This is a genomic window from Acidobacteriota bacterium (assembly GCA_030697165.1).
Classification (GTDB): Bacteria; Acidobacteriota; Vicinamibacteria; order Vicinamibacterales; family UBA2999; genus 12-FULL-67-14b.
Window position 1 is genome coordinate 199,911 of the sequence record JAUYQQ010000002.1, and the last position, 13,977, is coordinate 213,887.

Genomic DNA, 13,977 nt, shown 5'->3' on the forward strand with positions numbered 1-13,977 from the left:
TCCTAGTCGGCCCCCGAACGTCCCGAGCTATCATCACCCACGGCATGCCGCTCGCTCCCGGAACGACCCTCGGCACCTACGAGATTACCGGCTCGCTTGGCGCCGGTGGCATGGGCGAGGTGTACCGCGCCCGTGACATCCGGCTCGGTCGCAGCGTGGCGATCAAGGTCCTGCCGGAGGCGTTCGCCACCGATGCGGACCGGGTGCCGCGCTTCGAGCGCGAGGCCAAGGTGCTGGCGTCGCTCAACCATCCCCACATCGCCGCGCTCTACGGCATGGAGCACGGCGCCGGCCAGGTGCCGATCCACTTCCTGGTCATGGAACTGGTCGAAGGCGAGACTCTGCTCGAACGCCTCGCGCGTGGGCCAGTGCCCGTCGGCGAGGCGCTTCCCATCGCCATCCAGATTGCCGACGCGCTCGAGACCGCGCACGAGCAAGGCGTCGTGCACCGCGACCTGAAGCCCGCCAACATCAAGATCACACCCGACGACAAGGTCAAGGTCCTGGACTTCGGGCTCGCCAAGGCCATGGACAGCTCGCCGGCGGCATTATCAACCGCGAGTTCCCCGACGGTGGTCTTACTGGCCACGCAGGCCGGCATGATCATGGGCACCGCCGCCTACATGTCGCCTGAGCAGGCCAAGGGCGCCGCGGTCGATCGGCGCAGCGACGTGTTCTCGTTCGGCGTCGTGCTGTACGAGATGCTCACCGGGCAACGGCCCTTTCGCGGCGACACCGGCGCACAGGTCATGGCGGCGATCATCGCCCTCGAGGCGGATCTCACGGCACTGCCTGCCGGAACGGACCCGCGGCTCGCCGTGCTGCTCAAGCGCTGCCTGGAGAAGAACCCGAAGAAGCGCTGGCAGGCGATGGGCGATCTGCGGATCGAGCTCGAGGCGTTGGTCGCCGCGCCAATTCCCGCGGCGACCGCGACATTTACCGTGACTCCCGCCACCCCTTCGCTCTGGCGCCGCGTCATGCCGGTGGCGTTGCTGGTCGCGATCACCGCCGGCGCCTCGGTGTTCGCGACGCGGTGGCTGACGCCGGCGCCGCCCCGCGACGTGGTGCGGTTTGCGTTTCCGAGCCCAAACTACAACCGCGCGTTCCAGAATCTCGCGCTGTCACCCGACGGCACGCGGCTGGCCTACGTGGTCGATGTTGGCCCCGGCCAACGCCAGCTGATGCTGCGGAGCATGGGCGAATCGCAGGCGCGGTCGATCCCTGGCGCCGAGGGACAGGTCAGCAGTCCATCGTTCTCTCCCGACGGCCAGTTTGTCGCGTTCTACTCTGGCGCAGACGAGGCGTTGAAGAAGGTCGCGCTCACCGGCGGCCCGGCGGTGACCCTGGCCAGGATGGTGGCGCCATTCTCGGGCCCGCATTGGGGGGCGCGCGGGATTCTCATCACCCAGCCAAGCGGCGGTCTTCGGGTCTCGCCCGACGGGGGTGAGCCAGAGGTGGTGATTCCGGTCGCGCCCGGCGAGCGCATTTCCAGTCCGCAGTACATCGGCGACGACGGATCGATCCTGTTCACGCTGACGACGGAGGCCTTCGGCACCGGCTGGGAAAAGGGACAGGTCATCATCCAGACTGCTGACGGCGCGCGACGGGTCGTGGCGTCGTCGGCCAGTGACCCGCGCTACCTGTCGTCAGGTCACCTGGTGTTTGCGTCTGGGGCGAATCTGCTCGCGGTGCCCTTCGACCTCGCCGGCTTCCGCACGACCGGACCGCCGGTCCCGATCGTCGAGGGCATTTCGCGCGGGATGTCGCAGCTGTTCGTGGCGCACTATGCGGTGTCGGCTTCCGGCTCGCTCGCATACCTGCCGGCCGAAGCGCCCACGGCAGCGGCGCGGCGCAACCTGGCACTGATGAACCTCGACGGCAGTTCGCAGTTGCTGCCCGTACCACCGAACGCTTACCAGCACCCACGCATCTCCCCCGACGGCACTCGCATCGTCGTGGCGACGGAGACCGCAGACGACTCGGCCATCTGGATTCACGACCTCGCCGGCGATGGCCTCCCTCGCCGGCTGACGTTTGATGGGCGCAACGCGGCGCCGATTTGGACGCGCGATGGAAAGTTCATCACTTTCCAGTCGGATCGCGAAGGCGATCGCGGCCTGTTCCAGCAGCCCGCGGACGGCAACCAGGCCGCAGAGCGTCTCACCAGGCCCGAATTGATCCACAGCCACTTCCCGGAGTCATGGAGTCCTGACGGAAAGACGCTTGCGATGCGGGTAGCTACCGAGGTAACCAGCGTCTGGGCGTGGTCGCCTGAGGGAGACCGATTGCCGAAGCCCTTGCTGCGAGGGGCCCAGTCGTACGCCATGAGCGAGTTCTCGCCAGACGGGCGGTGGCTGGCCTACGCCTCGAACGAACTCGACGGGCGCAACACCCAGGTGTTTGTACAACCCTATCCACCCACGGGGGCGAAGCACCAACTGCCGATGGACTCGTCCAATCCGGTCTGGTCGCGCGATGGCAAGCGCCTGTTTTTCTCCAGGGATAGCCGTATCTTCATCGCCGATATTCAGACCGCCCCGGCGTTGGCCATCGGCCAGCCCAGGGAACTGAAGCTGCCGGACATCATGCCGGGCGGTGCGACCATGCGGCGGCACTGGGACCTGATGCCTGATGGCAAGCGGCTGTTGGTCGTGCTCCCGGAAAGCTCGGCCGATTCGGCCCGGGGAGACTCGACGCAGATTGAAGTCGTCGTCAACGGGCTGCAGGAGCTGGTCGCCAAGACGCCGCCACGCTAAGGCGCTTCGCGGAACAGTCGCTTGAAGTTGCCCGAGAAGATCTTCTCCTGGTCAGTCGCGTCGATGCCGAGGCTGTCGAGCGCGGTCTTCTGCTGCACGTAGACGTCAGGGTTCCAGCCGCGCGGGAAGAACGACGAGTCGGTGCCGAACAACAGCCGCTCGGCGCCGACGACGTCGAGGGCGGTGCGGAACACCTGCTCCAGTGTCAGGCCCGGCGTCTGCCTGATCCAGGAGTTGGAGCTTGATGTGTCGAGCAGCACGTTCGGGCAGAGGCTGGCCACCATCAGCGCTTCGCGTAGCATGCCGGCGCCGAAGTGCGGGATCACGATCGGCACCGCGCCAAACTTCAAGGCAACGCCGTGGAGGTCGAGCGGGTTGCCGAAGCGGATCTCGAACGGGCTGGGCAGGCCGAGCTTCCCGCGAATGCCTACCGACAGCACCCCGCAGTGAACGAACAGCGCGGTGCCCGGCCGCGATGCCGCGAGGCCGAACACCCGCGCCACGCGTTCGTCGTAGAGCGGGTACCGATGCATCGCCGGGAACAGGCAAATGGTGCGTAGCCCCGCGTCCAGGGCCCGCGTGGCGTACGCCATCGCATCGTCGCGCGTCGGGTCGACCATGAAGAACCCGACGAAGCGTGAGGGATGTCGCGCGAGTGCCGTCGCCACCGAGTCTGCGTCGCCCGGCAAGCTGGCCATCACCGCCGCTTGAGCGACGCCGTTGGCGTCGAGCTCTGCGACCCAGCGATCGGCGAGCGATTCGGCCGACTCCGGGACGTCGAAGCCGAGCGCCGCAACGGCGGCACGGTCGGCTTTGAGCGCCGCGAAGAACCCAGGTGAGAAGAAGTGGACGTGTGCGTCGCAGATCATAGTTCTTGAGACCTTCCGGCCCGGCCCTATGAGGCGCCGCGGCGGTTACGGTAGAGGGCCGGCTCGGCCACGGCGACCATCCGATCCACGGCGAGGCGGCCGCCGACGAACTGGTTGATGCGCGCCGCCTGTCCGCCGGGGTCGGCAAGGACCTCGGCGTAGTCCACCATCAAGGTGGAAAAGCACGCTCGTTGCCGCAAGAAGCGCTCGACCTGCTCCAGGTGCTGCGCGTAGAGCGCCATCGTGCGGTCGTCGCCGGCCCCACGATCCTCATCGCGGGCGTCGAGCATCTGGTTCTGCGATGAGACGACCTCGCCCAGGTCGCGTCGCATGAAAACGACCTGGTAATCGTACGACTCGGGCAGGTAGGTAAGGAGAAACGAGATGATCTTCACGGCCTGGCCGCGCGCAGCCGCGAGCCAGGCGGTGTCGCCCGCCTTGTCGAGTTGCTTGACGCGCTCGAACTCGTAATAGCCGTTGGGGTTGCTCGCGTCGGCGCGCCGAAGGCCGTCGGTCAAGGTGGGGAGCCCCCCGGCCTCGAGCATCTTCATCGCCATTGATGTTCCCGACCGCGGCAGGCCGGACACCACCACAATCGGACGGCCGCGTCGAAGGCGGCGAAGGAAGGACATTGGAGCCATCGTCGGTTGCCAAACGGGTTCGGCCCGCCTAGAGTGGTCGCTTGAAGTTCCTGACCACCCTCACGCTGGCGTTGCTCATGCTGCTTGGCAACGCCACGCCGACCCCAGCATACATCGGCCCCGGCGCCGGCTTCGCGCTGATGTCGTCAGCCTTCGTGCTCGTCACCACTATCCTCGTCGTGTTGGTGACGCTGCTGGCCTGGCCGTTTCGCGCCTTGTGGCGGGCCCTCACCAGTGCGGCGCCGCCCAAGGCATCCATCACCCGGCTGATCGTGGTGGGTCTCGACGGTCAGGATCCGAAGCTGACCGATCAGTTCATGCGCGAAGGCATCTTGCCCAACTTCAGCGCGCTCGCCGCCACCGGCAGCTATCGGCGCCTCAAGACGACCTTTCCCTCGGTGTCGCCGGTGGCATGGTCGTCGTTCAGCACCGGTTCGCACCCGGCGCGGCACAACATCTTCGATTTTCTCGATCGCGACCGCCGCACCTACCTGCCGATGCTGTCGTCGGCCCGCATCGGCAAGGTCGATCGGTTCCTGAAGATCGGCCGCTACCGGATTCCCCTGCGCAAGCCCGAACTGCGGCTGCTGCGCAAGTCGAAGCCGTTCTGGACGATCCTCGGCGAGTCCCGCATCTGGAGCACGGTGTTGCGCGTGCCGATCACGTTCCCCCCCGACCGCTTCTACGGCGCCGAACTGAGCGCGATGTGCGTGCCCGATCTGCTGGGCACCCAGGGCACGTTCCTGCTCTACACCACCCGGCCCCAGGGCCAGGCCTTCAAGGAGGGCGGGCTGCGCTTTGCGGTTGCGATCGAAGGCGAGTGCGTCACGACCACCTTGCACGGACCGGACAACACCTTCCTGGACGGCACGCCCCCGCTCACCTTGCCCCTGCGGGCGCGGCTGGATCGCGGGTCACGCCAGGTGCACGTGGAAGTGGGCGGCCACTCGGTCACGCTCCAGGCCGGCACGCTGAGCGACTGGATCCCGCTCGCCTTTTCCGCGATGCCCGGCATCACCGTAAAAGGCTTGACGCGCCTGCTCGTCACGGAGCTGGGCGAGCATTTCTCGCTCTACGTCTCGCCCATCAACCTCGACCCGGGCGCGCCGGCGATGCCGATCTCGCATCCCTCCTACTACGCCACCTACCTCGCCAAGCGCGTGGGGTCCTTTGCTACGCTCGGCCTGGCCGAAGACACGTGGGCGCTCAACGAAGGCGTCACCGACGATGGGACGTTCCTGCAGCAGGCCTACGATATCGACCGCGAGCGGGAGTCGATGTTCTTTGCGTCGCTCGATCGCCTGCGCCGGGGCTGCCTGGTGTGTGTCTTTGACGCCACCGATCGCATCCAGCACATGTTCTGGCGCGACATCGATCCCGGACACCCCGCCGGTCGCGGCCGCGAGCAGGCGCCGCACCGCGACGCGATCCGCGAGCTCTACCGCCACAACGACGCGCTGGTGGGTCGCGTCCGCGCGCGGATGCGGGATGGCGATGTCCTCATGGTGATCTCGGACCATGGCTTCAGCTCGTTCCGGCGCGGCGTCAACCTCAACCAGTGGCTGCTTCGCGAAGGCTACCTGACGCTCAAGCCCGGCACCGACGGCAGCAGCGAGTGGCTGCGGGATGTGGACTGGAGCGCCACGCGCGCCTACGCGCTGGGCCTCACGGGGATGTTTCTCAACCTGACCGGCCGCGAGGCGGGCGGCATTGTCTCTCCGGGAGCCGAGGCTGCCGCGCTCAAGGCCGAGATCATGGGCAAGCTTCGCAACCTCGCCGACCCCGAGAAGGCGGGGGTCGGCGTCAACGAGGCGTTCGACACCACCGCGCTGTACTCGGGCCCGTACCTCGAGAACGCGCCCGACCTGATCATCGGCTACAACGCCGGCTACCGCACGTCGTGGGACTGCGCCACGGGCATCGTGTCGGGCGCGGTGTTCGAGGACAATCTGAAGCCGTGGAGTGGCGACCATTGCATCGATCCGCGCCTGGTACCCGGGGTGTTCTTCTGCAACCGCAAGGTCACGACCGAGGAACCGTCGCTGATCGACATCGCGCCGACGGCGCTCCGCCTGTTCGGCATCGAACCGCCGCCTTATATGGACGGCCGGTCACTGGAAGGACTCGCATGACGCGCGCCGGCCATGGCGCGTTGGTGGCGATAGCGGTCGTCGCGGCAATCGCCGTGGGCGCGTGCGGCTCGCGCGCGGCGGTGGGCCGCAAGGTGATCGTGCTGGGCTTCGACGGTCTCGATTACGACCTGACCCGCCAGATGATCGCCGCCGGCCGCTTGCCCGGGTTCGCGCACCTCGCCGCGACCGGCGGCTTCTCGTCGCTCGGTACTACCATTCCCCCGCAAAGCCCGGTGGCGTGGGCCACCTTCATCACCGGTCTCGATCCCGGCGGGCACGGCATTTTCGACTTCGTGCATCGCGATCCCAAGACAATGCTGCCGTACCTGTCGACGACGCGGACGGAGCCGGGCGGCCGGGCGCTCGGCGTCGGCCGATGGCAGCTGCCGCTGTCGAGCGGTCGCGTAGAATCACTGCGCCGCGGTCAGCCGTTCTGGGAGGTCCTCGAGTCGCGTGGCGTGCCCACTACGATCATCCGCATGCCGGCCAATTTCCCCCCGTCTGGCACGGCGACGCGCGAGCTGAGCGGCATGGGCACGCCGGATCTGACCGGCACCTACGGCACGTTCGCGTTCTACACCTCCGAGCCGTATGCCTATGTTGGCCAGTCACTGTCCGGCGGCGTCGTGCATGCGGTCAAGGTCCGGAACGGCCAGGTACGGGCGTCGCTCGAAGGGCCCGAGAATCCGTTCCTGAAGAAACCGGAGAAGGTGCGCGCCGAGTTCACGGCGCACCTCGACCAGGCCAACCGTCACGTCAAGATCACCGTTGGCGCCGACGAGCTCCTGCTGGCCGTGGGCGAATGGAGCGACTGGGTGCCGATCAGCTTTTCGCTCGCGCCGACGCAGTCGATTGGCGGCGAGGTCCGCTTCTACCTGAAGGGTCTCGATCCGTTCTTCGAGCTGTATGCCAGCCCGGTCAATATCGATCCCATGAATCCGGCCATGCCGGTGTCGCATCCAGGCGATTACGCCGCGGAGTTGGCGGAGGCCACCGGGCGTTTCTACACGCAGGGCATGCCCGAAGACACCAAGGGCCTGAAGACCGGCGTGCTCACCGAGGCCGAGTTCCTCGCCCAGGCGCGCCTGGCCGCCGACGAGAACCGGCGGCAGTATCGCTACGTGCTCGACCGGTTTGACGACGGCCTGCTGTTTTACTATTTCGGCAACGTCGACCAGGTGTCGCACATGATGTGGCGCGCACGGGATCCGAATCACCCTGCGTACAATGCCGTGACCGACAGTCCCAACGCGAGCGTGGTCGACGAGCTCTACCGGGGCCTCGATGCCATCGTCAGCGACACGCTCGCGACGCTCGGACCCGACGATCTGCTGGTGGTGATGTCGGACCATGGCTTCACGTCCTGGCGCCGCGCGTTCCACATGAACAGCTGGCTGCGCGACCACGGCTACCTGGCGTTGGTCGATCCCAACCGGCGCGACGACCCGGGGTTCTTCGGCAACGTCGACTGGTCCCGCACGCGCGCCTATGCGGTCGGCCTGAACGGCTTGTATTTGAACCTCAAGGGCCGCGAGCGGGACGGCATCGTCGAACCGGCCGAACGCGAGGCCCTGGTGAGCGAGATTGCGGCGAAGCTACTCGGCACGATGGACCCGGCGACCGGGAGCGCGGCCATCTCCAAGATGTACCGGCGCGAAGACGTGTTTCATCTGGGGGGCAACGAGGACATCGCGCCCGACCTGGTGGTGGGATACGCGAAGGGCACGCGTGGGTCCGACGAGTCGGCGCTGGGCGGCCTGCCGCTGGACGTCTTAACGGACAACACGAGCGCGTGGAGCGGTGATCACTGCATGGATCACGAAACGGTCCCCGGGATCCTGCTGAGTAGCCGGGCGCTCCAGCGTCCGGCGGCGACGATTCATAACCTGGCGGCGGCGATTCTCGCGGAGTTCGGGATCGACGGGTTTCCCGGGGAGCGCCGCGCCAAGGAGTACTGACATGTTTGGATCGAACATCAAGTTGGACAAGGCCCTGCTGGCGAAGGTCAAGCGCTACGCCGACCTCGCCGGCTACTCGTCGGTGGACGAGTTCGTCACGCACGTGATCGAGAAGGAACTGGCCAAGTTCGAGGGCTCCGACTCCGAGGAAGAGATCAAGAAGAAGCTGAAGGGGCTTGGCTACATTTCCTGACCGCGCGCTGGCGTGGGTCAACGCGGCGCTGGTGACGGCGTTCGACGTGCTGCTCGGGCCGCTGATGGGCCTGCCGCCGCTCGTCAGCCTGCTGCTGGTGTCACTGGTGACGGCGGCGGCGATGCTGGTGGTCGTCGCGCGCACGTCGAATCAGCGCGCGATGACCGAGACCAAGCGCGGCATTCATGCGGCGCTGTTCGAGATCCGGCTCTACGGCGACCAGCCCGGCCTGATGTTGCGCGCGTTCGGCGAGGTGCTGGTCCGCAATGGGCGTTATCTCCTGTTGTCGCTGGTGCCCCTCGCCTGGATGAGCGTCCCGCTGGTGCTCGTCATCGCGCAGTTGCAGGCTTTCTATGGATACGGCGGGCTGCAGCCCGGCGCGCCGGCATTGATCACGGTGCAACTGATCCCAGGGTCAGGGTCGGCGGCGGCGTCCGCGCTGGTGCTGGAGGCGCCGGCCGCGGTTGGCCTCGAGACCGGCGCGGTGCGGCTGGCGGGATCGAACGAAGTTGTCTGGCGTCTCCGGCCCACCACCGAGGGTGCCTACACGCTGACCCTTCGCGATGGAGAAGCCGCGGTGACCAAGTCGGTGCTGGTGTCGCCGGCGCTTGGGCGCCGGTCACCCATGACGGTCGCGGGCGGCCTGGCCAATCAAGCGCTCTATCCGTCTGAAGCGCCGCTGCCTGCCGGCAGCCGCATCGCGTCTATTGCGGTAGCGTATCCAGAGCCTGGGATTGACGTCTTTGGCTGGAGGATGCACTGGATGATCGTCTACGGCGTGTTGTCGCTGGCCTGCGCCTTCATCCTCGCCCGCCGCTTCGGCGTCACGATCTAGGACCAGCGGTTGCCAGTGGGTCCTGCCGGTTGGGGTTAGACTGTGGTCCATCATGCGCTGGCAACTGGTTCCGATTCACCGCGTTGGTCTGGCAGTCGCGTTGTGTTCGGTGGTGGCCTGGCACGGCCAACTGGCCCCTCACGCGCAGGCTCCGGCGCCGGCCGACATGGTTCTCATCAACGGCAGCGTCCTCACCGTAGATGCCCGCGACTCCGTGGCCCAGGCCGTGGCGATCGCCGGCGGCAAGATCGTCGCCGTCGGCACGACCGATCGCATCAAGGCCCTGGTTGGCGCCGCCACCGAAGTCATTGACCTGCGCGGCCGGGCGGTGACACCGGGCCTGATCGACAGCCACGTCCATTTCACCGAGGCCGATGCCCTGTTCACCGTGGACCTGAGCGACACGGCGGTCAAGACGATCGGCGAGGTCCAAAAGCGCGTGGCGGCGCAGGTAGCGAAGCTCAAGCCAGGCGAGTGGGTCAGGGGCCGCGGATGGGACGAGGGGAAATACGCCGAACAGCGCTACATCACCGCCGCCGACCTTGATGCCGTCGCCCCGAACAACCCGGTGTGGCTGATGCACACGACGGGGCACTACGGCGTGGCCAATAGCTACGCCATGAAGATGGCCGAGGTCCGGAAGGAATCGACGGATCCGCCGGCCGGCACCATCGATCGCACCGCCGACGGCATGCCGACCGGCGTGATGAAGGAAGCGGCGATGGGCCTGGTGAGCCGGCTGGTGCCACCGCTGACGCGCGATCAGCAGAAGCAGGGGCTGATCAGGATCATCGAGGACTTCAACAAGGAAGGCATGACCGGCGCGAAGGATCCGGGCATCGGCGAAGGCAAGTGGGAGTTGTACCAGGAGCTGTTGCGGGAGGGCCGGCTCACCGTCCGCGTCTTCGCCTTGTGGTCCGGCGCACGCCGCCTCGAGGAACGCGCGGCGGTCATGGCGCGCGTCCGCGCCAACCCGCGGCAGGCCGGCCTGGCCGGCGACGCCATGCTGATCTCAGGCGGCGTCAAGATGTTCATGGATGGCAGCGGCGGTGCCCGGACGGCGTGGATGTACGACGACTGGAACAAGAACCTCGTCGACACTGACACGGGCAATCCGGGCTATCCGTCAACGCCGCCGGATCAGTATCGACAAATCGCCACTGAGCTGCACGATGCGGGCGTGCATGTCAGCACCCACGCGATTGGCGATCGCGCGATCGACTGGGTGATCGACACCTACGACCGCGCGCTGCAAGCCAAACCCACGCGCGGCCTGCGCCATGGCCTCATTCACGGCAACATCCCCACCGATCGCGCGATCGACACCATGGCCCGCCTGCAGCGGGACTACGACGCCGGCTACCCCGAAGCCTCGTCCACGTTCATGTGGTGGATTGGCGACACTTACGCCGGCAATTTCGGACGGCTGCGCAATCAGCGGCTCAACCCGTTCCAGACCTACTTGCGGAAGGGCGTGCAGTGGGGCGGCGGTTCCGACTACTCGGTCACGCCGTTCGCCGCCCGGTATGGCCTGTGGGCAGCAGTCGCCCGCGAAACGTTGAACGCCACCTACGGGGCGACGCCCTTTGGTACGTCGGAGTCGGTCGACATCAAGACGGCGCTGCGTTCGTACACCATCTGGGCGGCGCGGACGATGTTCCTGGAAGACCGCATCGGGTCGATCGAGGTGGGCAAGGACGCCGACCTCGCGGTGTGGGATCGTAACCCGTACGAGGTTGCCACCGCGGCGCTCAAGGACATGCGGTGCGAGCTGACGCTGGTGCGGGGCAAGGTCGTCTATCGCGGGGCATCACGCTGAGCACCACGATCACGACCCGGCTGACAGAGTCGCTGGGCTGCCGCCACCCGATCATCTCGGCCGGCATGGGCGGCCCGGCGCGGTCGGAACTGGCGGCCGCGGTATCCGAGGCGGGCGGCTTTGGGCTGCTCGGCATGGTCGGCGAATCGCCCGAGCTCATCGTCCGGGAAATCGCCGACGTGAGACGCCGCACCGCTCGGCCCTTCGGCGTCAATCTCGTCCCGTTCGCCACGGCTCCCGCATTGCTGGCCAACCAGCTGGCCGCCTGTTTCGACGCCCACGTTCCTGCCATGTGCTTCTTCTGGGATGTGCATCCCGCCATCGTCGACCAGGCGAAGAACGCGGGATGCCTGGTGCTTTATCAAGTGGGATCGCTCGAGGATGCGGTCCTGGCGCAGGCCGCCGGCGCCGACGTGGTGATCGTGCAGGGCGTCGAGGCGGGCGGCCACGTGCGCGGCCACCTGCCGCTGTCGGTCCTCCTGGCGCGGGTGGTCGAGAAGCTCACGATCCCGATCGTGGCTTCCGGCGGCATTGCCGATGGGCGCGGCCTGGCCGCCGCCCTGGAGTCGGGCGCCCACGGCGTGCAGTGCGGCACGCTCTTCCTGGCGAGTACTGAGTCGTTCGCCCACGACTATCACAAGCAGCGGATCGTGGCGGCCGGGCCTGGCGACACGGTGCACACGGACCTGTTTGCCATCGGCTGGCCACCGCATGCGCCAGTGCGCGTGTTGAAGAACAGCGTGACCGCGGCCGCGGGAGAAACGCTGTGGGGCTATCATCCGGACCAGTTGCCGCGCGACGTGATCGGCGACGACGACGGACGGCCGGTCTACCGGTGCGGCACTGATTCGCCCTTGCGATCGACGACTGGAGATTTCGAGCAGATGTGCCTGTACGCCGGCAAGAGCTCCGCACACGTTGCTGGAATTCACCCGGCCGCGGCCATCGTCGACGCCATGATGCGCGATGCCACCGCCGCCCTTCGCGGCGCCGACGCGCGAGCGGCAAGGCCCGCCCGCTAGCACCCGGCGGGCCGCGTCGTCTACTTCGGCTTCTGGTACACGACCTGGCCGTCGAAGATCGTCGTCTCCACCACGACGTCGGTGGCCGTCGCCGGCGGCCGGGCCAGGAGATCCGCGGACAGCACGACCAGGTCTGCCAGCATGCCCGGGGCCAGCGTGCCCTTGCGCCGCTCCTCGAATGACGCGTATGCCGGCCAGCGCGTATAGCCGCTGATCACGTCACGCACCGGCAGTTTCTGATCGACCGCGTTGGACGGCCCCGTTCTCGCCGCCGCCACCCAGATGCCCTGTCCCGGCGACAGCGGCGCCACGGGCCAGTCGCTGCCGAACGTCAGGCGGCCACCGGCGTCCTGAATGCTCTTCCAGGCCCACGCGCGCGATGCACGGTCGGGACCGATGTTGTCGGGCCAGGGGCCGGAGGGGTGCGCGGAGTTCATGTCGCCGAGCGGCACATGCATCGGCTGCTGGGAGGCGATCACCCCCAGCCGCGCAAACCGCGGGATGTCGGCGGCATCAATTGTCTCGATGTGTTCGAGGCGATGGCGCCGGCCGCTCGCTGGGGCCGGGTTGGCCGCTGTCGCGCGCTCGAGCGCATCAAGCGACATGCGGATGGCCCGATCGCCAATCGCGTGGATCCAGATCTGCCAGCCTCGCTTGTCGATCATCGTGACCAGGCGATTCAGTTCGTCGGCTGAGAGGTTCGGCGAGCCCGCGTCGCGGCTGTTCGAGTAGGGCGCCAGCAACGCCGCGGTCCGGCTCTCGATCACGCCGTCGGCGTAGATCTTGACCGCGCCGGTCTTCAACGCCGGGTCGTCCCCGAACTGCTTTCGGACCTCCTCCATGCGATCGAGGTCTGCTTCGGTGGTGCCCGCCTGCGCCGAGAAGGCCAGATACGTCCTGACCTGCAGTTCGCCAGCCTGCCGGGCCTCGTCGTACAGCGCCATCTCGCCGGGATCGCCGCCCGCGTTCTGTACGCTCGTCACGCCAAAACGGTGCGCGTGCGCCACGGCGGTTCGCAGGGCCGCTCGCCGATCCTCGGCGGTAGCCTTCGGCATGATTCCGGTGACGAGGTCGGTGGCCGATTCCTTCAGATGACCCGTGGGCTCGCCGGTCTTCGGGTCTTTGACGACCACGCCATTGGGGGGATTCGGTGTGTCCTTGGTGATGCCGGCCATCGCCAGCGCTTTTGAGTTCACCCAGATGCTGTGGCCGTCGTAGCAGGTCATCACCGCGGGTCGGTCGGCGACGACGGCATCAAGCTGGGCTTTCGTCGGGGTGCCGCCCGGGAACGGCGAATAGAGCCAGCCACGGCCCTTCACCCAGGCGACATCCGGCTTGGCGGTGGCGAAATCACGAATGGCGTTCTGTACTTGCGGCAGGGTCGTCAGACCGGCGAGGTCGACGTCGCCCAGCGATTCACCGCCGCTCAGGAAGTGCACGTGCGAATCGTTGAACCCGGGCGTGACGCTGGCGCCGTGCGCGTCGATGACGCGGGTGCCAGGTCCACGCAGCGCCGCCAGGTCCTGGTCGGTTCCGACGCGGAGGATCTTGTTGCCGGCGACGGCCACGGCCTGCGCCATCGTGCCCTGCTCGTCGGCGGTGAACACCCGGCCGTTCACGATCATCAGGTCCGCGACTTCTCCCCCGGCCGGCGACGGTGCGGCACGACAGGACGCGGTCGCGAACGCCAGCAATGCGAGGCAGACCCCGGACGCCGCACGAACCCTCATGGACAATCTCCTTGTGTGAATC

At 67.4% G+C, this 13,977-nt stretch carries 10 protein-coding genes; 7 read left to right on the top strand and 3 right to left on the bottom strand.

Annotation, left to right across the window (positions count from 1 at the left end; all coding sequences use genetic code 11):
* Positions 1-44: 44 nt before the first annotated feature.
* A complete protein-coding gene (locus tag Q8T13_02295; protein ID MDP3716578.1) occupies positions 45-2,756 on the top strand; it encodes a protein kinase in 2,712 nt (903 codons plus the stop codon).
* Here the strand turns inward: Q8T13_02295 and Q8T13_02300 are convergent.
* Together Q8T13_02300 and Q8T13_02305 are read right to left on the bottom strand one after the other, a co-directional pair.
* Positions 2,753-3,625, bottom strand: a complete 873-nt coding sequence (locus Q8T13_02300; GenBank protein ID MDP3716579.1) for an amidohydrolase family protein — start codon at positions 3,623-3,625, stop codon at positions 2,753-2,755. The genes Q8T13_02295 and Q8T13_02300 overlap by 4 nt on opposite strands.
* A 26-nt stretch (positions 3,626-3,651) precedes the next feature.
* Entirely contained in the window at positions 3,652-4,257 is a 606-nt protein-coding gene (locus Q8T13_02305) for a sulfotransferase domain-containing protein (protein ID MDP3716580.1), read from the bottom strand.
* Positions 4,258-4,307: 50 nt separating this feature from the next.
* Between Q8T13_02305 and Q8T13_02310 the strand changes: the two genes are divergently transcribed.
* The 6 genes from Q8T13_02310 to Q8T13_02335 are packed head-to-tail and all read left to right on the top strand — an operon-like array spanning position 4,308 to position 12,225.
* Positions 4,308-6,398: an alkaline phosphatase family protein gene (locus tag Q8T13_02310; GenBank protein ID MDP3716581.1), complete on the top strand. Its 2,091-nt coding sequence runs from the start codon at positions 4,308-4,310 to the stop codon at positions 6,396-6,398.
* Positions 6,395-8,356, top strand: a complete 1,962-nt coding sequence (locus Q8T13_02315; GenBank protein ID MDP3716582.1) for an alkaline phosphatase family protein — start codon at positions 6,395-6,397, stop codon at positions 8,354-8,356. Before Q8T13_02310 ends, Q8T13_02315 begins: the two co-directional genes overlap by 4 nt.
* A gap of 1 nt (position 8,357) precedes the next feature.
* Positions 8,358-8,549: a hypothetical protein gene (locus Q8T13_02320; protein ID MDP3716583.1), complete on the top strand. Its 192-nt coding sequence runs from the start codon at positions 8,358-8,360 to the stop codon at positions 8,547-8,549.
* Positions 8,533-9,384, top strand: coding sequence for a hypothetical protein (locus Q8T13_02325; GenBank protein ID MDP3716584.1), 852 nt, complete (start codon positions 8,533-8,535; stop codon positions 9,382-9,384). The genes Q8T13_02320 and Q8T13_02325 overlap by 17 nt, the downstream gene beginning before the upstream one ends.
* A 52-nt stretch (positions 9,385-9,436) precedes the next feature.
* Positions 9,437-11,203, top strand: a complete 1,767-nt coding sequence (locus Q8T13_02330; protein ID MDP3716585.1) for an amidohydrolase — start codon at positions 9,437-9,439, stop codon at positions 11,201-11,203.
* Positions 11,149-12,225, top strand: a complete 1,077-nt coding sequence (locus tag Q8T13_02335; GenBank protein ID MDP3716586.1) for a nitronate monooxygenase — start codon at positions 11,149-11,151, stop codon at positions 12,223-12,225. Before Q8T13_02330 ends, Q8T13_02335 begins: the two co-directional genes overlap by 55 nt.
* Before the next feature lie 20 nt (positions 12,226-12,245).
* Here Q8T13_02335 and Q8T13_02340 read toward each other — a convergent pair whose 3' ends face one another.
* Positions 12,246-13,955 carry an amidohydrolase gene (locus Q8T13_02340; protein MDP3716587.1) on the bottom strand — a complete coding sequence of 570 codons (1,710 nt, stop codon included), beginning with the start codon at positions 13,953-13,955 and terminating at the stop codon, positions 12,246-12,248.
* Positions 13,956-13,977: the final 22 nt, after the last annotated feature.

What these genes read in the sequence shown, in the direction of transcription:
- Q8T13_02295 (MDP3716578.1), top strand. Translation starts at nt 45, where the DNA reads ATGCCGCTCGCTCCCGGAACGACCCTCGGCACCTACGAGATTACCGGC.
- Q8T13_02300 (MDP3716579.1), bottom strand. Translation starts at nt 3,625, where the DNA reads ATGATCTGCGACGCACACGTCCACTTCTTCTCACCTGGGTTCTTCGCG.
- Q8T13_02305 (MDP3716580.1), bottom strand. Translation starts at nt 4,257, where the DNA reads ATGTCCTTCCTTCGCCGCCTTCGACGCGGCCGTCCGATTGTGGTGGTG.
- Q8T13_02315 (MDP3716582.1), top strand. Translation starts at nt 6,395, where the DNA reads ATGACGCGCGCCGGCCATGGCGCGTTGGTGGCGATAGCGGTCGTCGCG.
- Q8T13_02320 (MDP3716583.1), top strand. Translation starts at nt 8,358, where the DNA reads ATGTTTGGATCGAACATCAAGTTGGACAAGGCCCTGCTGGCGAAGGTC.
- Q8T13_02330 (MDP3716585.1), top strand. Translation starts at nt 9,437, where the DNA reads ATGCGCTGGCAACTGGTTCCGATTCACCGCGTTGGTCTGGCAGTCGCG.
- Q8T13_02340 (MDP3716587.1), bottom strand. Translation starts at nt 13,955, where the DNA reads ATGAGGGTTCGTGCGGCGTCCGGGGTCTGCCTCGCATTGCTGGCGTTC.